Raw genomic sequence first — 20,197 nt, 5'->3', positions numbered from 1 at the left:
ATGAAGGTGTACTGCGCGGTCAAGGCAGGAACCTTAGTGGCACCGTACAAGTTTGTCCATTAGACCCTTTGATTCATGCGGCTTGCAGCGGTTCGACGGCCAGCAAAATTAAACAATGTGTAACTCGTACAGACGAGTTGTTGCTTTAGCTCGTCTGTACGAGTACTTTTGCTTTCGGCGTGCTGCCAATGACTGCCCCCCAATAAAAAAATCAAAGTGGAAACCAAGCATGAGCCACGACTATTCGACTATCGCCCGCGAGGTCCTCGAGCACCTCGGGGGCCGCGACAACCTTGAGCAAGCTGCCCATTGCGTGACCCGCCTGCGCCTGGCGCTCAAGGACCCGAGCCGGGTCAATGGCAGCGCGTTGAACCAGGTCGATCTGGTCAAGGGTTCGTTCTTTACCGGCGGCCTGTTCCAAGTGGTGATCGGTCCCGGCGAAGTGGAAAAGGTCTACGCCGCCCTGCGCGAGCTGACCGGTCTCGCCGCCGCCACCATCGCGGACGTGAAGAAGAAAGGCGCCGATAAGACCAACGCCATGCAGCGGCTGGTGCGGGTGTTTTCCGACGTGTTCATGCCGATCCTGCCCGCGTTGATCATTGCCGGCCTGTTGATGGGCGTGAACAACCTGATGGGCGCCAAGGGCATGTTCATCGAGGGTCAGACGCTGCTGCAGGCTTATCCGAACCTGGACGGCCTGTGGAGCCTGATCAACCTGATGGCCAACACCTCGTTCGTGTTCCTGCCGGCGCTGGTGGGGTGGTCGGCGGCCAAGCGGTTTGGCGGCAGTGAAATCCTCGGCATCGTGCTGGGCCTGATGCTGGTGCACCCCGATCTGCTCAATGCCTGGAACTACGGCAAGGCCGTGGCCGGCCTCGACGGCCAGAGCCTGCCGTACTTCGATATTTTTGGCTGGTTCCAGATCGAAAAGGTCGGCTATCAGGGACAGATCCTGCCGATTCTGATGGCGGCCTATGTGATGAGCGTGATCGAGAAATGGCTGCGGGCCAGGGTGCCCAACGCGATCCAATTGCTCGTCGTGCCGATCACCACCATCGTCGTCACCGGCGTCCTGGCCCTGGCGATCATCGGCCCGGTGACCCGTCACCTCGGCATCCTGATCACCGAAGGCATGGTCACGCTGTTTGACCTGGCGCCGATGGTCGGCGGCGCGCTGTTCGGCCTGCTCTATGCGCCGCTGGTGATCACTGGCATGCATCACATGTTTCTTGCCGTGGACCTGCAGCTAATTTCGACCCAGGGCGGCACCTTTATCTGGCCGATGATCGTCATGTCCAACCTGGCCCAGGGCAGCGCGGCGCTGGCGGTGTTCTACACCAGCCGCAATGCGCGGGACAAAAGCATGGCCTCGACCTCGGCGATCTCGGCGTATTTCGGCATTACGGAACCGGCGATGTTCGGGGTGAACCTGCGCTTCAAGTTCCCCTTTTATGCGGCCCTGCTGGGCTCGGCGTTGGGCAGCGTTTTCCTGTCGTTGAACAAGGTGCAGGCCTCGGCCATCGGGGTGGGGGGCTTGCCTGGGTTTATTTCGATCGTGCCGCAATCCATTGCGGTGTTTGTGACCGGCATGGTCATCGCGATGGTGGTGCCGTTTGTTTTGACCTGTGGGTTGAGCATGAAGATTGTTCGGCCGGGTTATCGCGTCGCTTGATAGATCGCCATCGCGGGCAAGCCCGACTCCCACCTGGATTTGTGAACACATTCAAGTGTGGGAGCTGGCTTGCCTGCGATGAGGCCCTCAAGGCCAGCACACAATTATTGAAGGAACCCCCCATGCAAAACTGGCAACACTCGGTGATCTACCAGATCTACCCCAAAAGCTTCCACAGCCACGCGGGTAACGCCACCGGTGACCTGCTGGGCATCGTGGACAAGCTAGACTACCTGCAATGGCTGGGCGTGGATTGCCTGTGGATCACCCCGTTCCTGCGATCGCCCCAGCGCGACAACGGCTATGACATCAGCGACTACTACGCCATCGACCCGAGCTACGGGACCATGGCCGACTGCGACCTGCTGATCAGCGAAGCGGCCAAGCGCGGCATCCGGCTGATGCTCGACATCGTGGTCAACCACACGTCCATCGAGCACGAGTGGTTCCAGCAAGCGCGCAGCAGCCTCGACAACCCGTACCGCGACTTCTACATCTGGCGTGACCAGCCGAACAACTGGGAATCCAAGTTCGGCGGCTCGGCCTGGGAATACGAGGCGCAAACCGGCCAGTACTTCCTGCACCTGTTTGACCACACCCAGGCCGACCTCAATTGGGACAACCCCAAGGTGCGCGCCGAGGTGTTCAAGCTGATGCGCTTCTGGCGCGACAAGGGCGTGGGCGGCTTCCGCCTGGACGTGATCAACCTGATCTCCAAGCCCGCCGATTTCCCCGAAGACGAGAGCGACGGCCGCCGTTTCTACACCGATGGCCCCAACGTGCATGCGTACCTGCAGGAGATGCACCGCGAAGTCTTCGAAGGCCACGACCTGATCAACGTCGGCGAGATGTCGTCCACCCGCCTGGAGCATTGCATTCGCTACTCCAATCCGGCGTCGAAAGAACTGTCGATGACCTTCAACTTTCATCACCTGAAAGTCGACTACCCGAACCTGCAGAAGTGGGTGAAGGCCGACTTCGACTTCCTGCAACTCAAGCAAATCTTCTCCGATTGGCAAATGGGCATGCAGGCCGGTGGCGGCTGGAATGCGCTGTTCTGGTGTAACCACGACCAACCGCGGGTGGTTTCGCGCTTCGGCAATGACGGTGAGCATCGCGTGGTCTCGGCCAAGATGCTCGCCACCGCATTGCACTTCCTCCAGGGCACGCCGTTTGTGTACCAGGGCGAAGAGCTGGGCATGACCAATCCGGGCTTTGACAGGATCGAGCAATACCGCGATGTGGAGACCCTGAACATCTTTCGCCTCAAGCGCGATGCGGGCGAGTCCGAGGCGGCGAGCATGGCGGCGATCATGCAGAAATCGCGGGACAACGGGCGAACGCCGATGCAGTGGAATGCGGGGATGAACGCCGGCTTCAGCACAGGTGAACCCTGGATCGGCATTGCGGCCAATGCCTCGAGTATCAACGTCGAATGCCAGCGCGATGACCCGGATTCGGTGCTGCATCACTACCGCGCGTTGATTGCCTTGCGCCGCCATGAACCGCTGATTCAGGAAGGCCTATATCGACCACTGCTGCAGGACCATCTGCAGGTCTGGGCGTACCTGCGCGAAGGTCATGGCGAGCGCCTGCTGGTGCTCAATAACTTCTACGGCACGCCCTGCGAAATCCACCTACCGCACGGCGTCATCAACCCGGCAAGCGAGCAACGCCTGCTGATCAGCAACTACCCCGACTGCCCGGTGCGTACGGGCACGGTCGCGCTGCGGCCTTACGAATCCTTTGTGCTGCACCTCAAGGATTGAGACCTGCTGTAACCCCGTGTGGGAGCACGGGTCGCGTTGAAAAACATAATAAAAATATCGGAGTGCTTTATGAAAGCAACAATAAAGCTGGGCCTCGTTGCGTCTTGCCTGAGCCTGCCATTGGGTGCTCAGGCCCTGGAATTTGCGGGGTATGTGCGCAGCGGTGTGGGGACTTCAACCGGCAGCGGCCCGCAGCAGTGTTTCCAACTGCCGGGGGCGCAAACCAAATACCGTCTGGGCAACGAATGCGAGCAGTACGGCGAGCTGCAACTGCGTCAGGACCTGCTGACCCTCGACGACGGCTCGGTGCTCAGCGTCGACGCCATGGCATCGCTCTATAACAAGTACGACCGCCAGTTGAAGTTCCAGGGCGAGAACAACGGCACCGCGCGCATGCCGCAGATGTATGCGCAGTGGTCCAACCTGCCCAGCCTCAATGGCGGCTCGCTGTGGGCCGGGCGGCGTTACTACAAGCGCAACGACATCCACATCTCCGATTTCTACTACTGGAACCAGAGCGCCACGGGCGGCGGTATTGAGGATGTGCTGCTCGGCGACCTCAAGTACAGCTATGCCATTTCCCGCAAGGACAACCTGTACCAGAAAGAATACGCCACCCGTCACGATTTCAACGTCGCGGGCTTCAAGACCAACCCCGGCGGTGAGTTGGAGCTGGGCTTGAGCTACATCGAAAAAGCCGGCGGACGCGACACCAACAGCGGCTGGGCACTCACCGCGCAGCATGAGCAAAAGCCCTTCCTCGGCGGCAAGAACAAGTTCGCCTTGCAGTACGGCGAAGGCCCGGGCACCGGCCTGGGTTACACCGGCAATACCTTCCTGGACCGCAGCAGCAAAAGTTACCGCGCCGTGGAGTTTTTTGACTGGCAGGTGACGCCGCGGTTGGGTGGGCAGGTCGAGGCGGTGTACCAGAAAGACATTCGTCCGGGCAGCCGGGACCAGACTTGGATGTCCCTCGGTGTGCGCCCGGCGTATGCCATCAGCGAGCAGTTCAAACTGGTCGCCGAGCTTGGGCATGACCAAGTCGACGCCGCCGGCGGCACGCGCAAGCTGAGCAAAGTTACCTTTGCCCCGACCTGGTCGCCCAAAGGCCCGGAATTCTGGGCGCGGCCGGAAGTGCGTTTGTACTACACCTATGCGACCTGGAACGAAGCGGCCAAGCGCGCGGCGAATGAGTTGGCGGCGGGGTCGGCATTGTCCGACACCGGCTCCTATGGCACGGCGCGGCATGGGTCGAATGTGGGTGTGCAAGTCGAGTACTGGTGGAAATAACCAAGCCCAATGTGGACGCGCTTATGTGGGAGCCGGGCTTGCCCGCGATGCAGGCGACTCGGTATCCCAGTGGTGCCGAGGTGATGCCATCGCAGGCAAGCCAGCTCCCACAGGTGCGGCGCTCTGGATCAAGCCTTTGTCCCCGACCAGTGATTTTTACAGAACAAAACAGCAGGTGAAGCCATGACCGCAACTCAACCCCTGGAACTGTTGGCGCCTCTATCCGGTGTGCTGCTGGCGCTGGATAAGGTGCCCGACCCGGTGTTCTCCAGCCGCCTGATCGGTGACGGCCTGTGCATCGACCCCACCTCGCAGACCCTCTGCGCGCCGCTGGCCGGGGTGATCAGCAATATCCAGGACAGTGGGCATGCGCTCAGCATCACCGCTGACAATGGCGTCCAGGTGCTGTTGCACATCGGCCTGGACACCGTGAACCTGGCGGGCCAGGGTTTCACCCGGCGGGTGCAGGAAGGCCAGCGGGTGGAGGCCGGGCAAGCGCTGGTCGAATTCGATGCCGACTACGTAGCGCTCAACGCGCGCAGCTTGCTGACCTTGATGCTGGTGGTCAGCGGCGAGCCGTTTACCGTACTGGCAACCGACCTTGTGCAAACCGGTCAGCCACTGATGCAGTTATCCCCGGCACCGTCCGCTCAAGCGCTGGACGAAGAGGCGGGCGATGCGCTGTTCTCCAAGCCTGTGACCTTGCCCAACGCCAACGGTTTGCACGCGCGCCCGGCCGGGGTGTTCGCCCAGGCGGCGAAGGGGTTCACCGCGAGTATTTACCTGCACAAGCAAACCCAGAGCGCCAACGCCAAGTCGCTGGTGGCGATCATGGCGTTGCAAACCATGCAGGGCGATTCCTTGCAGGTGAGCGCGGCGGGGGAGGACGCCGAGGCGGCGATCAACGTGCTGGCTGCTTTGTTGGCTGATGGCTGTGGCGAGGCGGTGACGCGCACGGCCGAGCCGGTCGCAACGGTGTCGTCGACGACGTTGCTGCGCGGCGTGTGTGCGTCACCGGGTTCGGCGTTTGGTCAGGTCGTTCAGGTGACCGAACCCGAGCTGAATATCGCTGAAACGGGGGCCGGTGAAGCGCTCGAACGTGCTGCGTTGGCGCGTGGCCTGCGCACCGCAACCGAAGCGCTGCAAGCCCAGGCTGCCGGCGGCGTCCAGGCGGACATTTTCCGTGCTCACCAGCAATTGCTCGAAGACCCGACCTTGCTGGACCAGGCCCATGGCCTGCTGGCGGAAGGCAAGAGTGCCGCCTTTGCCTGGAACCGTGCCACGGTTGCCACCGCCAAACTGTTCCAGGGTTCGGGCAATGCGTTGCTTGCCGAACGTGCGGCCGACCTGGCGGACGTCGGCCAGCGCGTGCTGAAACTGATCCTGGGTATTGCGGACAGCGCCTGGGACCTGCCGGAGCGCGCGATCCTGATTGCCGAGCAACTGACGCCTTCGCAAACCGCCGGCCTGGATACACGCAAGGTGCTGGGGTTTGTCACGGTTGGCGGTGGCGCGACCAGCCACGTCGCGATTCTGGCACGAGCCCTGGGGCTGCCGGCTATTTGCGGTGTTTCGGCCCAGGTCCTGGGCTTGGCCAATGGCAAGCAGGTGCTGCTGGACGCCGACAAAGGCGAGTTGCACCTGGACCCGGACCTGGCCGATATCGAGCAACGGGAAGCGGCGCGCCAGCAGCAAGCACTGCGTCACCAACGCGACGTGGCGCAAGCGTTCTTGCCGGCAACCACCCGCGACGGTCATCACATTGAAGTCACCGCCAACGTTGCCTCGCTGCAGGAAGTGGAGCAGTCGTTGAGCCTCGGCGGCGAAGGCGTCGGCCTGTTGCGTTCGGAGTTTCTCTACCTGGATCGCAACCGCGCGCCGAGCCCCGACGAACAAGCGGCGACCTACACGGCGATCGCCCGTGCCCTGGGCGGTGAGCGCAACCTGGTGGTGCGCACCCTGGATGTCGGTGGCGACAAACCTTTGGCCTATGTGCCGATGGAAGCCGAGACCAACCCATTCCTCGGCCTGCGCGGCATTCGCCTGTGCCTGGAGCGCCCGCACCTGCTGCGCGAACAGTTCCGCGCGATCCTTGCCAGTGCCGGTTTTGCGCGACTGCATATCATGTTGCCGATGGTCAGCCTGCTCTCGGAGTTGCACTTGGCGCGCGCAATGCTTGAAGAGGAGGCGCTGGCGCTCGGGCTTACCGAGTTGCCGAAGCTGGGCATCATGGTTGAAGTACCGTCTGCCGCGCTGATGGCGGATGTCTTCGCGCCCCATGTGGACTTTTTCTCGATCGGCACCAATGACCTGACCCAATACACCCTGGCCATGGACCGCGACCACCCGCGCCTGGCAAGCCAGGCCGACAGCTTCCACCCGGCGGTGCTGCGGCTGATCGACGCCACCGTCAAGGCCGCCCATGCCCACGGCAAATGGGTGGGCGTGTGCGGTGCCTTGGCATCCGAGGCGCTGGCGGTACCGGTGTTGATCGGGTTGGGGGTGGATGAACTTTCGGTCAGCGTACCGTTGATCCCCAGTATCAAGGCGAACGTGCGTGAACGGGACTTGGCCGACTGCCAGCTCATCGCCCGCCAAGTGCTGGGTCTGGAAGAAGCCGGTCAGGTGCGTGAGGCCTTGCGCCTGTATCACGCCGCCGCTGTTGAAACCTTACCTGTCGTGGAGCACTGAGATGTTCGAGAAATGGCAAAGAGCGTTCTGGAAGGCGCTGACCCCGGATTTGATCGCCGAAACTGCAGCGGCGCCGGGTTTGTTGTCGGCGGATGTGCTGAGTGCGCTGGGCGGCGCGGGTAATCTCAAGTCGCAGCAGCGTGTGGCGCTGACGCGGGTGCGGGTGCAATTGCTGGATGCGGCGAAGGTGGATGCTGCAGCGTTAAAGGCTGCGGGGGTGCCGGGAATGATGGTATTGACGGGCGGGGTGGTTCATCTGCTCACCGGTCTCTAAGCCAAGCGCGGATCAAAATGTGGGAGCTGGCTTGCCTGCGATAGCATCACCTCGGTGCGACAGATACACCGAGGTGCCTGCATCGCAGGCAAGCCAGCTCCCACATGGGTTTTGTGGTGGTATGGAAAACTGCGTTTACAACTGCGGGGTATCTTCCGGCGGCTTGGTCTTATCCACACCCGGCACATGCAAGTTGCCTTCGACCACCTGGTTGCCCTCCAGCTGCGGCTGGGTCACCCAGGTCAGGATGTCGTAGTAGCGCCGGATGTTCGCCACGAAATGCACCGGCTCGCCACCGCGCGCATAGCCGTAGCGGGTTTTGCTGTACCACTGCTTCTGCGACAGGCGCGGCAGCATCTTTTTCACGTCCAGCCATTTGTTCGGGTTCAGGCCCTCGCGCTTGGCCAGGGTGCGGGCGTCTTCCAAGTGGCCAGTGCCGACGTTGTAGGCGGCGAGGGCGAACCAGGTGCGATCCGGCTCGGCGATGCTGTCGTCCAGTTCGTCCTTGATCTTGGCCAGGTACTTGGCGCCGCCCATGATGCTTTGCTTGGGATCCAGTCGGTTGGACACGCCCATCGCCTGGGCGGTGTTCTGGGTCAGCATCATCAGGCCGCGCACGCCGGTCTTGGAGGTGACGGCCGGCTGCCACAGCGATTCCTGGTAGCCGATCGCTGCCAACAGGCGCCAATCGACCTTTTCTGCCTTGGCGTAGGCACGGAAGTGTTTCTCGTATTTGGGCAAGCGCTGCTGCAGATGCTGGGCGAACGTGTAGGCGCCCACATAACCCAGTACATCGACGTGCCCGTAATAGCGATCTTTCAGACGCTGCAACGTGCCGTTCTTTTCAACTTTATCCAGGTAGCCGTTGATCTCGTTGAGCAGGCTGTTGTCTTCACCCGCCGCCACGGCCCAGCTCTGGTTGCTGGCGTTGCCGAGGTCGAACGCCACGCGCACGTTGGGGAAGTACACCTGGTTCATCGCCACTTCGTTGGAGTCCACCAGGGTCAGGTCGATTTGCCCTTCGTCCACCATGCGTAGCAAGTCGACGACCTCAACGGCGTCGGATTCTTCGTATTCAATTGCAGGATTTTGCTTTTTAAGCGCCGCCATCTGTTCGGCGTGAGTGCTGCCCTTGAGCACCATGATCTTCTTGCCCACCAGCTCCGCCGCATTCGTCGGGCGCGATTGGCCGTTGCGGTAGATGATCTGCGGGGTCACTTCAAGGTACGGGTGGGAGAAACGTACCTGCTGCTGGCGTTGTTCACTGCTGACCAGGCCGGCGGCAGCGAGGACCGGGCCGTTGGGCTTGCCCAACTGGCCGAACAGGTCGTCGAGGTTGTCGGCGGTCTCGATCTCAAGCTTTACTCCCAGGTCATCGGCAAAGCGCTTGACCAGTTCGTATTCGAAACCGGTTTCACCGTTGCGGTCCTGGAAATACGTCGCCGGACTGTTCCGGGTGATCACCCGCAATACGCCATCCTCCTTGATTCGCTCGAGCGTGCTGGGTTTATCAACACAGGCGCTGAGCATCAGGAAGAGTCCGGTTGCGATGAGCCATTTGGCGCATCGCGGGCGCAAAGCAGTTGGGGAGAACATCTGCGCAGTATACGCAAACGGCCCACGGCGCCATATCTCGACAGCGTGGGACTTGTCTGCTAGCGCCCGCAAAACTGTGCTGCAGCCCGCAGAAATGCGGCTTGGCGCACGATTGTGACGGTTAAAATAACTGTGCGGAATGCCCCATATGACCCTCGGAATGAGGTGCAATCCGGCCAACTGACGTCCGGCGGCGGCCAGCAGTAGCGTTTCGGGTGCCGTTGACGGCGGTTTACGCTAGAATGCACGGCCTCAAAGCACACCCCTTCCCGAGGCTGTCCCGAAGATGTTGATCCTGCGCGGCGCTCCTGCCCTTTCTGCCTTTCGCCACAGCAAACTCCTTGAGCAACTGAGCCAGAAGGTTCCAGCGGTTACAGGCTTGTATGCTGAATTTGCTCACTTCGCCGACGTGAACGGCGTCTTGACCGCCGACGAACAGCAAGTGCTCGCACGCCTTCTGAAGTACGGCCCAAGCGTTCCCGTGCAAGAGCCGACCGGCCGCTTGTTCCTGGTTCTGCCGCGGTTCGGCACCATTTCGCCGTGGTCGAGCAAGGCCAGCGACATCGCCCGCAACTGCGGCCTTGCGAGCATCCAGCGCTTGGAGCGTGGTATCGCGTTCTACGTCGCTGGGCAGTTCAGCGAGGCCGACGCCGAGCTGATCGCCAGCAGCCTGCACGACCGCATGACCCAGATCATCGTCAGCCGGCTGGAACAGGCTGCCGGCCTGTTCAGCCACGCCGAGCCCAAGCCGCTCACCGCGATTGACGTGCTCGGTGGTGGCCGCGCCGCCCTCGAGAAGGCCAACACCGAACTGGGCCTGGCCCTGGCCGAAGACGAGATCGACTACCTGGTCAACGCCTTCAACGGCTTGAAGCGCAACCCGCACGACATCGAGCTTATGATGTTTGCGCAAGCCAACTCCGAGCATTGCCGTCACAAGATCTTCAACGCCAGTTGGGACATCGACGGCCAGAGCCAGGAAAAAAGCCTGTTCGGCATGATCAAGAACACCTACGTGATGCACAGCGAAGGCGTTCTGTCGGCTTATAAGGACAACGCCTCGGTCATCGTCGGCAGCGTCGCCGGTCGTTTCTTCCCGGACCCGGAAACCCGCCAGTACGGCGCGGTGCAGGAGCCGGTGCACATCCTGATGAAGGTCGAGACCCACAACCACCCGACCGCGATTGCTCCGTTCCCGGGCGCAGCCACCGGTTCCGGCGGCGAGATCCGCGACGAAGGCGCCACCGGCCGTGGCGCCAAGCCCAAGGCGGGCCTCACCGGTTTTACCGTGTCCAACCTGCAGATCCCGGGTTTCGAACAGCCGTGGGAAGTGCCCTACGGCAAGCCTGAGCGCATCGTCACCGCGCTGGACATCATGATCGAAGGCCCGCTGGGCGGCGCCGCGTTCAACAACGAATTCGGGCGTCCGGCACTCACCGGCTACTTCCGTACCTTCGAACAGTCCATCACCACCCCGCGTGGCGATGAAGTGCGCGGCTACCACAAGCCGATCATGTTGGCTGGCGGCATGGGCAACATCCGTGAAGAACACGTCAAGAAAGGCGAGATTCTGGTCGGCTCCAAGCTGATCGTGCTCGGCGGCCCGGCCATGCTGATCGGCCTGGGCGGCGGCGCGGCTTCTTCCATGGCCACCGGCACCAGCTCGGCCGACCTGGACTTCGCGTCGGTACAGCGTGAAAACCCGGAAATGGAACGTCGCTGCCAGGAAGTCATCGACCGTTGCTGGCAGTTGGGTGACAAGAACCCGATCAGCTTCATCCACGACGTCGGCGCCGGCGGTTTGTCCAACGCCTTCCCGGAACTGGTCAACGATGGCGAGCGTGGCGGTCGTTTCGAGCTGCGCAACATTCCCAACGACGAGCCGGGCATGGCCCCGCACGAAATCTGGAGCAACGAATCCCAGGAACGCTACGTACTGGCCGTCGGCCCTGAAGACTTCGCGCGCTTCCAGGCCATCTGCGAACGCGAGCGCTGCCCGTTTGCCGTGGTTGGCGAAGCCACTGCCGAGCCGCAACTGACGGTCACCGACAGCCACTTCGGCAACAGCCCGGTGGACATGCCGCTCGAAGTGCTGCTGGGCAAGGCCCCGCGCATGCACCGTTCGGCGGTCCGTGAAGCCGAGCTGGGCGATGATTTCGACCCAAGCGCCCTGGAACTGGCCGACAGCATCGAACGCGTGCTGCACCACCCGGCCGTGGCGAGCAAAAGCTTTTTGATCACCATCGGCGACCGCACCATCACCGGCCTTGTGGCCCGTGACCAAATGGTCGGCCCTTGGCAGGTGCCCGTGGCCGACGTTGCCGTCACCGCCACCAGCTTCGACGTCTACACCGGTGAAGCCATGGCCATGGGCGAGCGCACGCCGCTGGCCTTGCTGGACGCGCCGGCGTCGGGCCGCATGGCGATTGGTGAAACCCTCACTAACATCGCCGCGTCGCGCATCGGCAAGCTGTCCGACATCAAACTGTCGGCCAACTGGATGTCCGCTGCCGGTCACCCGGGTGAAGATGCGCGCCTGTACGACACCGTCAAGGCTGTCGGCATGGAGCTGTGCCCTGAGCTGGGGATCACCATTCCGGTGGGCAAGGACTCCATGTCCATGGCCACCCGTTGGAACGAAGACGGCACCGACAAGAGCGTCACCTCGCCGCTGTCGCTGATCGTCACCGGTTTTGCACCGGTCACCGACATCCGCCAGACCCTGACCCCGCAACTGCGCATGGACAAGGGCACCACCGATCTGATCCTGATCGACCTGGGCCGTGGCCAGAACCGCATGGGTGCCTCGATCCTCGCGCAGACTCACGGCAAGCTCGGCAAGCAGGCTCCGGACGTCGATGACGCCGAAGACCTCAAAGCCTTCTTCGCCGTGATCCAGGGCCTCAACGCCGACGGTCACCTGCTGGCTTACCACGACCGTTCCGACGGTGGTTTGCTGACCAGCGTGGTCGAGATGGCCTTCGCCGGTCACTGCGGCCTGAACATCGTGCTCGACAGCGTTGCCGAGGACGCCGCCGAGATCAACGGCATCCTGTTCAACGAAGAGTTGGGCGCCGTGATCCAGGTGCGCCAGGACGCGACCCCGGACGTACTCGCCCAATTCAGCGCCGCTGGCCTGGACGACTGCGTGGCGGTGATCGGCCAGCCGATCAACAACGGTGAAGTGAACATCTCCTTCAATGGCGATACCGTGTTTGCCGGCCAGCGCCGTCTGCTGCAACGCCAGTGGGCCGAGACCAGCTATCAGATCCAGCGCCTGCGCGACAACGTCGAGTGCGCCGAGCAGGAATTCGACGCGATCCTGGAAGAAGACAACCCGGGCCTGAGCACCATGCTCAGCTTTGACGTCAACCAGGACGTCGCCGCGCCTTACATCAAGAAGGGCATCCGCCCACAGGTTGCCGTGCTGCGTGAGCAGGGCGTCAACGGCCAGGTGGAAATGGCGGCGGCGTTCGACCGTGCCGGCTTCAATGCGATCGACGTGCACATGAGCGACATCCTCGCCGGTCGCGTTGACCTCAATGAGTTCAAAGGCCTGGTGGCCTGCGGCGGTTTCTCCTACGGCGACGTGCTGGGTGCCGGTGAAGGCTGGGCCAAGTCGGCGCTGTTCAACAGCCGTGCCCGCGATGCGTTCCAGGGCTTCTTCGAACGCAACGACAGCTTCACCCTGGGCGTGTGCAACGGTTGCCAGATGATGTCCAACCTCAGCGAACTGATCCCGGGCAGCGAGTTCTGGCCGCACTTTGTGCGCAACCGTTCCGAGCAGTTCGAAGCCCGTGTCGCCATGGTGCAGGTGCAGGAATCCAACTCGATCTTCCTGCAAGGCATGGCCGGTTCGCGCATGCCGATCGCCATCGCCCACGGTGAAGGCCATGCCGAGTTCGCCAGCGAAGAAGCGCTGCTTGAGGCCGATCTGTCCGGCACCGTGGCCCTGCGTTTCGTCGACAATCACGGCAAGGTCACCGAGACCTACCCGGCCAACCCGAACGGCTCGCCGCGCGGGATCACCGGCCTCACCAGCCGCGACGGCCGCGTGACCATCATGATGCCGCACCCGGAGCGCGTATTCCGCGCCGTGCAAAACTCGTGGCGCCCGGAAGAGTGGAACGAAGACGGCGCCTGGATGCGCATGTTCCGCAACGCGCGCGTGTGGGTGAACTAAGGCCGTGTACAAACTCGCCTTCTTCGTACCCGACAGCCACGTGGAGACGGTAAAAACCGCCGTCTTCGCAGCGGGCGGCGGGCGCATCGGCAACTACGACCACTGCGCCTGGCAAGTGCTGGGCCATGGGCAATTCCGCGCATTGGGCGGCAGCCAGCCGTTTATCGGGCAGGAGGGTCAGGTTGAAGTGGTTGAGGAGTGGAAGGTTGAGCTGGTGGTGGCGGATGAGTTGATCGTGGCTGTTGTGGCTGCTTTGAAACTGAGCCACCCGTATGAGACACCGGCGTATGAGGTGTGGCAGTTGGCGGATTTTTGATTCGTTGGCAGTAGAAACAAGAAACCCGCTGGGCCAGTTTGGTCGGCGGGTTTTTTGTTGCCCGTGAGGGCCTCATCGCGGGCAAGCCCGGCTCCCACATTTGATCGAGTTCCAACTTTGGAATGCCATTGTGGGAGCGGGCTTGCCCGCGATGGCGTCCGCACAGGCGGCCCAGAACTTTCCCACAAGCCTTTCAGGTTGTCCCTCGGAACCTGGCTCAATAGCCTTCTTCGGTCGCTGTCAGTTCAGTGACCGGGATGATCATATTTTGCACGATTATCTGGAGACTGCAGATGGCGAAGCCTTTTAGCGATCCCGCCCTCTCGTCCGCCTTGGACATACTGGTCAAAAGCCCTTTGAACCAGGCTGATGACGATGCCCTTGTCAGTGCAGCGAAAGCTGTGTGGTATTCGGATGCGAATCTTTTGGACGAGGTGATGGCGTTTCTGGAGGAGCACTCCAGTGAGATGGAGCTTCGTCGCGCAGGTTATTTGCTTGAGCGCTTTACACGCTTTTCGTGTGCGACAGATGGTCGGGTGAAGGAGGTGTTGAAGGCGCTTGAGCAGTTTTCAGCGTCAGCTTCCAAGCAAGACGTGAAACCACAAGGCGCTGTTGCGCTGCGCAGTCGTCGTGATGACCTGGCAGTGTCCTGGGGACTGAGTGAGGGGCTGGGGTTGAAGGCTCAAGCGCTGATGCCCTTCCAGACTCGCCATTACGAAGCGGAACAACGTACGGCGTCTGCCTAGACGCAGATTACAAAAATAACGAGAGTGTGAAACAGGAAACCCGCCGGGCCAGTTTGGTCAGCGGGTTTTTTGTTGGCTGTGAGGGCCTCTTCGCGGGCAAGCCCGGCTCCCACATTCGACCGAATTCCAACCTTGGAATGCCATTAAAACTGTGGGAGCGGGCTTGCCCGCGATGGCGTCCGAACAGGCGCCTCAGATCTTTCCCACAAGCCTTTCAGGTTGTCCGTCGGAATTTGCGCAACTAACCTTCGTCAGTCGCTGCCAATTCAGCGACCGGGACTGCAAGCCCGCCGAAATTATGTTGGAGCTCATAAGCGCCGCTATAATCGTGGCGCTTTTCATGGTCATCGCTTTATGGTGGCTGTGTGCGGGAGACCTTTGGGTCTACCCGGGATGCTCCTTCCTTGGTCTTGCAGGCCCGCACACAGCTGCCACCCATCATCTGCAAGTGATGTTGGTAGTACCTATTTTTTGAGGAGCATTACCATGATCAAAGACAGTCCCAATCCCCCATCCGATCAGTTATTCAGCGTACGACTCAGTATCGATAGCGAAACCTTACTCGCCAATACCTCGCAGGACATCGCGTCTCTGCAGGCACTCACGAGCCATCTGGCGTTTGAAGTCGCTGGCGCACCGCGTGATGTTGTGTTGGCGATTTGCCGAATGTTGGAGGGTATTCAGCTAATGGTGGATCGGGTGTTGGACTTGAACGAAGTGCCCGAGCTTAAACCTTCCGGCGCCAGTTAAAACCCATTCGCGAGCAAGCCCGCTCCCACATTTTGATCGGAGCCTGACTTGGCAATGCGGTCAAATGTGGGAGCGGGCTTGCTCGCGAATAGGCCAGAATAGCCACGACATCTCTAGGACCTGGCACCGACCTCAACGCCACTGACCAACCGCTCCAGCGCCTCGCCCAACCACTGAAGTGGCGCGAACCGCTCATCGAAACTGTTATTTCTAACAGTTACCCCTGTTCGCCAATAATGGCTCACTAACTGCTCATTTACGCAGATGGAGAATGATCATGGCTGTTTTGATTACCAGCGTTACAGCGGCAGGTGGGCCACAGATTCCAAGCGGCGGCAGTACGCCTCATAAAACTTTGGACTTTACCGGTCGCGTCATTGTTTCTGGGTTTGTTGATATCAAAGATGGCCCGCAAGGGCAGGCCTTAGGGAGTGCGCAAGCTATTGCTGGTACCGCCTTCGACATTACTGTGAACAATTTGGATGCCAAGAAATACGAGTTCGTGGCCGTTCACAGAGATACACAAGATAGCTCGGAACCATGGGTGATCACGGTTACTTAGGACGCTTACTAAAGTTTGATCGTTCCCACGCTCTGCGTGGGAACGCATCCTGTGACGCCCTGCGTCACCCTCGCGCTGTCAGGCGTTGATCGGGCGAGTCACCAACCGCTCCAGCGCTTCACCCAACCCTGATGCCTTGTCACCCATCAACAGGTGCCAAACACCGCTGTCGAGCTGACTGACACCTTGGCAACCAAGCGCAGTGAGTTGAGCCTCAGACAACCGCGAATCATCCCCCAACTCCACCCGCAACCGGGTCATTGCCACCGCTTCCAGTTGGCGCACATTCTCCCTGCCACCCAGGGCATTCAGCCATTTCTCGGCTTCCTGCACATTCACCGTCACCGGCTTATCCACAGGTGCAACCGCTACTGGTGTTGAGGCAACAAACCCCGGCATCGCCAGGCGAATCTCATCGGCGATGCTGTCAGCCATCGGCCCGACCACCACCTGCAAGCTCCCGCCATTACCCGGCCGAACCACGGCCATGGCGCCCAGTGCTTTGAGCTGCGCATCCACAGCCTTGTTGCGGTCAACCATGTCCAAACGCAGGCGCGTGGTGCAAGCACCCACACTCAGCAAGTTCTCAGCACCGCCCAACGCCTGGATATAAGCCGTAGCCCGCTGGTTGTCACTCATCGCTTCAGCCTGCACCACCGGGATATCTTCCCGGCCCGGCGTCTTCAGGTTGAAGCGGCGGATGCAGTAGCTGAATACGGTGTAGTAGATCACCGAGTAGGCCAGGCCCACCGGTACCACCAGCCAGCCATTGGTGGACTTGCCCCAGCCCAGCACCATGTCGATAAACCCGCCGGAGAAGGTAAAGCCCAGGTGGATATTCAGCATGTTGGTGACCGCCATCGACAGGCCGGTGAGCACCGCATGGATCAGGTACAGAAACGGTGCCAGAAACATAAACGCAAACTCGATCGGCTCCGTCACCCCGGTCAAGAACGAGGTCAGTGCCATCGACAGGAAAATCCCGCCCATGACTTTACGCCGCTCCGGCAAAGCATTGCGGTACATCGCCAGGCACGCCGCCGGTAGGCCGAACAGCATCACCGGGAACATGCCGGTCATGAACTGGCCGCCTTTGGGGTCGCCGGCGAAATAGCGGGTCAGGTCGCCCGTCACCACCGCGCCGGTTATCGGATCGGTAAAACTGCCGAATACGAACCACGCCATATTGTTGAGGATGTGGTGCAGGCCAGTGACGATCAGCAAGCGGTTGAACACGCCAAACACGAACGCGCCGAGGCTGCCGCTTTCCATCAGCAACACGCCGAAGCTGTTGATGCCCTGCTGAATCGGCGGCCAGATCAGGCCAAAGATCACACCCAGGCCCACCGCCGAAAACCCGGTGACAATCGGCACAAACCGCCGCCCGCCGAAGAACGCCAGGTACTCCGGCAGCTTGATGTCCTTGAAGCGGTTGTACAGCCCGCCGGCCAACAAGCCGCTGGCGATACCGGCGAGCATGCCCATGTTGATGGACGTATCCATCACCTTGAGCGTCGAGATCATCACCAGGTAGCCAATCGCCCCGGCCAAACCCGCTGTGCCGTTATTGTCGCGGGCAAACCCCACGGCAATGCCGATGGCGAAGATCAGCGCCAGGTTGGCGAAGATCGCCTGCCCGGCGTCGTGCATCACTGCGATATTCAAAAGATCGGTGTCGCCCAGGCGCAGCAACAGGCCGGCGATCGGCAAAATCGCAATCGGCAGCATCAGTGCACGGCCCAGGCGTTGCAGGCCTTCGATAAAGTGTTGGTACATGGCGTGTCTCCCTATTCTTGTTGTTGTCAGCTCAGCGGCCAGTGGTGTTGACAGGCTTGGCGAACCGCCTGGGCGCTGCTCAGGTCGAGCAGGTCAAGGCTGCGTTGCCGGCATTGCGCCGCGTCCAGGTGGCGGACGCGGTCCTTGATTTCGCCGATCTGCGGCGGGCTCACCGACAGCTCGGTAACCCCCAGGCCGACCAGCACCGGCGTGGCCAGCGGGTCGGACGCAAGAGCGCCGCACACGCCGACCCAACGCCCGTGTTTCGCCGCGCCGGCGCAGGTTTGCGCGATCAGCCGCAGCAAGGCCGGGTGCAGCGCATCAACGCGTGCGGCAAGGCCGGCGTGGTCGCGGTCCATGGCCAGGGTGTACTGGGACAGGTCATTGGTGCCGATGGACAGAAAGTCCGCATGTGCGGCCAACTGCTCGGCCATCAGCGCGGCGGCGGGTACTTCGATCATCACGCCCAGTTCGGGGCGCTGGCTCAATTCCAGCTCGGCACACAGTTCATCCAGGCGCTGACGAATTTGCAGCAATTCGTCCACTTCGCTGACCATTGGCAACAGGATGCGGCAGCGCTCCAATGGGGAGACTTGCAGCAGTGCGCGCAGTTGCTGGTCGAGCACATCGGGGCGCACTTGAGCCAGACGAATGCCGCGCAAGCCCAGCACCGGGTTGGCTTCGACCGGCAGTGGCAGGTAATCGAGCTGCTTGTCGCCGCCCACGTCGATGGTGCGGATGATCACCGACTTATCGCCCATGGCATCCAGCGCGGCCTGATAAGCCTGGCGCTGCTCCTGTTCATCCGGCGCGGTGCGGCGGTCGACGAAGAGGAATTCGGTGCGCAACAGGCCGACGCCATCGGCGCCGTTTTCAAAGGCCACCTGGGCCTCGGCGCTGGAGGCGACATTGGCGGCGACTTCGATGGTCACGCCATCGGTGGTGCGCGCCGGCGCTTGGGCTTGGGCCTGTTGCTGTTGGCGGCGCAGTTTCTGCGCGTCGCGAATCTGGTGCACTTCGGCGTGGCGCGCGTCGCTGGGTTGCAGTTCCAGGCGACCGTTGACAGCGTCCAGCACGACGCGCTGGCCTTGGGGCACGTCGAGGACGTCGGCGCCCAGCGCAACCACGCAGGGCAAGCCTTTGCCACGGGCCAGGATTGCCACATGGGAAGTCGCGCCGCCCTCGGCCATGCAGATACCGGCGGCTTGTTGCGCGCTCAGGTGCAGCAAGTCGGATGGGGTCAATTCATGGGCGCTGACGATCGCCCCTGCGGGCAACTCGAAGTGCCAGGCTTCGCCCAGCAGCGCGCGCAGCACCCGTTGTTGCAGGTCGCGCAGGTCGTTGGAGCGTTCGGCAAACAGCGGTTTGCCCAGGGCCAGCAAGACGGCGCATTGCGCTTGAATGGCGTCGCGCCAGGCATGAGTCGCCGCGCGGCCTTTTCCGATGGCGCCAGTCGCCGCGTCCAACAGCGCAGGATCCTCCAACAGCGCGAGATGGGCGGCGAAAATCTCTTCTTCCTCGACGTTTTTACGCTGGCGAGCGTGCTCCAGTGTGTTGCGGATTTCGCTGCGCACCTGTTCCAGCGCTGTGTCCAGGCGTTGCAGTTGTTCATCGGCGCAATGGTTGCCGGTGTCGGCCGGCAGTTCGATACCCGTCAGGCGAAACAGTGGCCCGCAGACCAGTCCTGGCGCGGCGCACACACCTTGCAGTACACCGGCTTCAGTATGTGCCCGGCGTTGCGCGACGACGACGGGGGCGTGATGCTCTTCTTTAATGGCGGCGGATAAGGCCGCGACCAATGCTTGCAGCGCCGCGTCGGCATCTTTGCCGCGACAGCTCACACGCACTTCATCACCTTCGCCGATCCCCAGGCCCATCAAGCCAATCAGGCTGTCGCACGAGGCCGACTTGTCACCAAAATGCAGCTGCGCCTGGCTGCTGAAACCCTGGGCGGTCTTGCGGACCAGCGCGGCCGGACGTGCATGCAGGCCGCCACGATGAGTGATACGTACGTGTGCGCTGGCTTCCTCCCCCGAGTTATCCACAGCCGCTTGAGCCGAGGCGCCCGAGCGCGCCACGACCTGCAGCAGCGGCTCACCGAGCTTGACCGTTTGCCCAGCGATCGTTTGCAATTCAAAGCGTTCGCCATTGGTCAGGACGATCAGGCTCACCAGGCTTTTGCATTGGCGCGCGATACGGTCCAGATCGAACTGCACCAGCGGCTGGCCCTTGCTGACGCGGGCGCCGTCCTTCACCAGCAAGGTAAAGCCTTCGCCATTGAGTTCCACCGTGTCGATGCCCACATGCATCAGCACCTCGGCACCGTTGTCGGCACGAATGGTCAGCGCATGCCCGGTACGGGCGACGTGGATGATCAGCCCGTCACAGGGCGCATGCAGGCAGTCATTCAACGGGTCGATGGCAATGCCGTCGCCCATGGCGCCGCTGGCGAACACTTCGTCGGGAACACGGCCCAGGGTCAGCACCGGCCCGCTTAAGGGGGCGCCAAGGGTCAATGCATTATTGTTGTAAGACATGGGCACGGTACTCATCAGGAAAACACGGCAATTGA

General features: G+C 61.7%; 13 protein-coding genes. 10 read left to right on the top strand and 3 right to left on the bottom strand.

Going from position 1 to position 20,197, the window contains the following annotated elements; translation table 11 throughout:
- Positions 1 to 229 precede the first annotated feature (229 nt).
- From treP to KVG91_RS07640, 5 genes are all read left to right on the top strand, one after another.
- Positions 230 to 1,672 carry a PTS system trehalose-specific EIIBC component gene (treP, locus tag KVG91_RS07660; protein WP_169377093.1) on the top strand — a complete coding sequence of 481 codons (1,443 nt, stop codon included), beginning with the start codon at positions 230 to 232 and terminating at the stop codon, positions 1,670 to 1,672.
- Between the two features lie 122 nt (positions 1,673 to 1,794).
- On the top strand, positions 1,795 to 3,441 hold the full coding sequence (treC, locus tag KVG91_RS07655) for an alpha,alpha-phosphotrehalase (RefSeq protein ID WP_169377094.1): 1,647 nt from the start codon (positions 1,795 to 1,797) through the stop codon (positions 3,439 to 3,441).
- Positions 3,442 to 3,510: 69 nt separating this feature from the next.
- On the top strand, positions 3,511 to 4,731 hold the full coding sequence (locus KVG91_RS07650) for a maltoporin (RefSeq protein ID WP_169377095.1): 1,221 nt from the start codon (positions 3,511 to 3,513) through the stop codon (positions 4,729 to 4,731).
- Positions 4,732 to 4,914: 183 nt separating this feature from the next.
- Positions 4,915 to 7,422 (top strand): phosphoenolpyruvate--protein phosphotransferase, encoded by a 2,508-nt coding sequence (gene ptsP, locus KVG91_RS07645; protein ID WP_169377096.1) that lies wholly within the window; start codon positions 4,915 to 4,917, stop codon positions 7,420 to 7,422.
- 1 nt (position 7,423) lies between these two features.
- Positions 7,424 to 7,696: a PTS transporter subunit EIIB gene (locus tag KVG91_RS07640; RefSeq protein ID WP_169377097.1), complete on the top strand. Its 273-nt coding sequence runs from the start codon at positions 7,424 to 7,426 to the stop codon at positions 7,694 to 7,696.
- A gap of 135 nt (positions 7,697 to 7,831) precedes the next feature.
- Here KVG91_RS07640 and mltF read toward each other — a convergent pair whose 3' ends face one another.
- The gene (gene mltF, locus KVG91_RS07635; RefSeq protein WP_169377098.1) at positions 7,832 to 9,292 is read right to left on the bottom strand and encodes a membrane-bound lytic murein transglycosylase MltF; all 1,461 of its coding nucleotides are present in this window, start codon (positions 9,290 to 9,292) and stop codon (positions 7,832 to 7,834) included.
- Between the two features lie 286 nt (positions 9,293 to 9,578).
- Here mltF and purL point away from each other — a divergent pair, with 286 nt between their 5' ends.
- From purL to KVG91_RS07610, 5 genes are all read left to right on the top strand, one after another.
- Complete coding sequence (gene purL / locus KVG91_RS07630) at positions 9,579 to 13,475, top strand: phosphoribosylformylglycinamidine synthase (protein WP_169377099.1); 3,897 nt, start codon at positions 9,579 to 9,581, stop codon at positions 13,473 to 13,475.
- A 4-nt stretch (positions 13,476 to 13,479) separates the two neighbouring features.
- Positions 13,480 to 13,791 carry an NGG1p interacting factor NIF3 gene (locus KVG91_RS07625; RefSeq protein ID WP_169377100.1) on the top strand — a complete coding sequence of 104 codons (312 nt, stop codon included), beginning with the start codon at positions 13,480 to 13,482 and terminating at the stop codon, positions 13,789 to 13,791.
- 293 nt (positions 13,792 to 14,084) lie between these two features.
- Complete coding sequence (locus KVG91_RS07620) at positions 14,085 to 14,537, top strand: hypothetical protein (RefSeq protein WP_169377101.1); 453 nt, start codon at positions 14,085 to 14,087, stop codon at positions 14,535 to 14,537.
- Positions 14,538 to 15,023: 486 nt separating this feature from the next.
- The gene (locus tag KVG91_RS07615; RefSeq protein ID WP_169377102.1) at positions 15,024 to 15,287 is read left to right on the top strand and encodes a DUF6124 family protein; all 264 of its coding nucleotides are present in this window, start codon (positions 15,024 to 15,026) and stop codon (positions 15,285 to 15,287) included.
- Between the two features lie 277 nt (positions 15,288 to 15,564).
- A complete protein-coding gene (locus tag KVG91_RS07610) occupies positions 15,565 to 15,849 on the top strand; it encodes a hypothetical protein (protein WP_169377103.1) in 285 nt (94 codons plus the stop codon).
- A 78-nt stretch (positions 15,850 to 15,927) separates the two neighbouring features.
- Here KVG91_RS07610 and nagE read toward each other — a convergent pair whose 3' ends face one another.
- Positions 15,928 to 17,625: an N-acetylglucosamine-specific PTS transporter subunit IIBC gene (nagE, locus tag KVG91_RS07605; protein WP_169377104.1), complete on the bottom strand. Its 1,698-nt coding sequence runs from the start codon at positions 17,623 to 17,625 to the stop codon at positions 15,928 to 15,930.
- Between the two features lie 26 nt (positions 17,626 to 17,651).
- On the bottom strand, positions 17,652 to 20,162 hold the full coding sequence (gene ptsP, locus KVG91_RS07600; RefSeq protein WP_169377105.1) for a phosphoenolpyruvate--protein phosphotransferase: 2,511 nt from the start codon (positions 20,160 to 20,162) through the stop codon (positions 17,652 to 17,654).
- Between the last annotated feature and the right edge of the window lie 35 nt (positions 20,163 to 20,197).

The organism is Pseudomonas azadiae (assembly GCF_019145355.1).
GTDB classification, from domain to species: domain Bacteria; phylum Pseudomonadota; class Gammaproteobacteria; order Pseudomonadales; family Pseudomonadaceae; genus Aquipseudomonas; species Aquipseudomonas azadiae.
Note: the sequence above shows the minus strand (reverse complement) of the source record. Positions and strands in the feature narration are given on the sequence as shown.

Coding starts and splice junctions, on each gene's coding strand:
- KVG91_RS07610 (WP_169377103.1), top strand. CDS start 15,565: ATGGCTGTTTTGATTACCAGCGTTACAGCGGCAGGTGGGCCACAGATT.
- ptsP (WP_169377105.1), bottom strand. CDS start 20,162: ATGTCTTACAACAATAATGCATTGACCCTTGGCGCCCCCTTAAGCGGG.
- treP (WP_169377093.1), top strand. CDS start 230: ATGAGCCACGACTATTCGACTATCGCCCGCGAGGTCCTCGAGCACCTC.
- treC (WP_169377094.1), top strand. CDS start 1,795: ATGCAAAACTGGCAACACTCGGTGATCTACCAGATCTACCCCAAAAGC.
- ptsP (WP_169377096.1), top strand. CDS start 4,915: ATGACCGCAACTCAACCCCTGGAACTGTTGGCGCCTCTATCCGGTGTG.
- KVG91_RS07650 (WP_169377095.1), top strand. CDS start 3,511: ATGAAAGCAACAATAAAGCTGGGCCTCGTTGCGTCTTGCCTGAGCCTG.
- KVG91_RS07640 (WP_169377097.1), top strand. CDS start 7,424: ATGTTCGAGAAATGGCAAAGAGCGTTCTGGAAGGCGCTGACCCCGGAT.
- KVG91_RS07615 (WP_169377102.1), top strand. CDS start 15,024: ATGATCAAAGACAGTCCCAATCCCCCATCCGATCAGTTATTCAGCGTA.
- nagE (WP_169377104.1), bottom strand. CDS start 17,625: ATGTACCAACACTTTATCGAAGGCCTGCAACGCCTGGGCCGTGCACTG.
- KVG91_RS07620 (WP_169377101.1), top strand. CDS start 14,085: ATGGCGAAGCCTTTTAGCGATCCCGCCCTCTCGTCCGCCTTGGACATA.
- purL (WP_169377099.1), top strand. CDS start 9,579: ATGTTGATCCTGCGCGGCGCTCCTGCCCTTTCTGCCTTTCGCCACAGC.
- mltF (WP_169377098.1), bottom strand. CDS start 9,292: ATGTTCTCCCCAACTGCTTTGCGCCCGCGATGCGCCAAATGGCTCATC.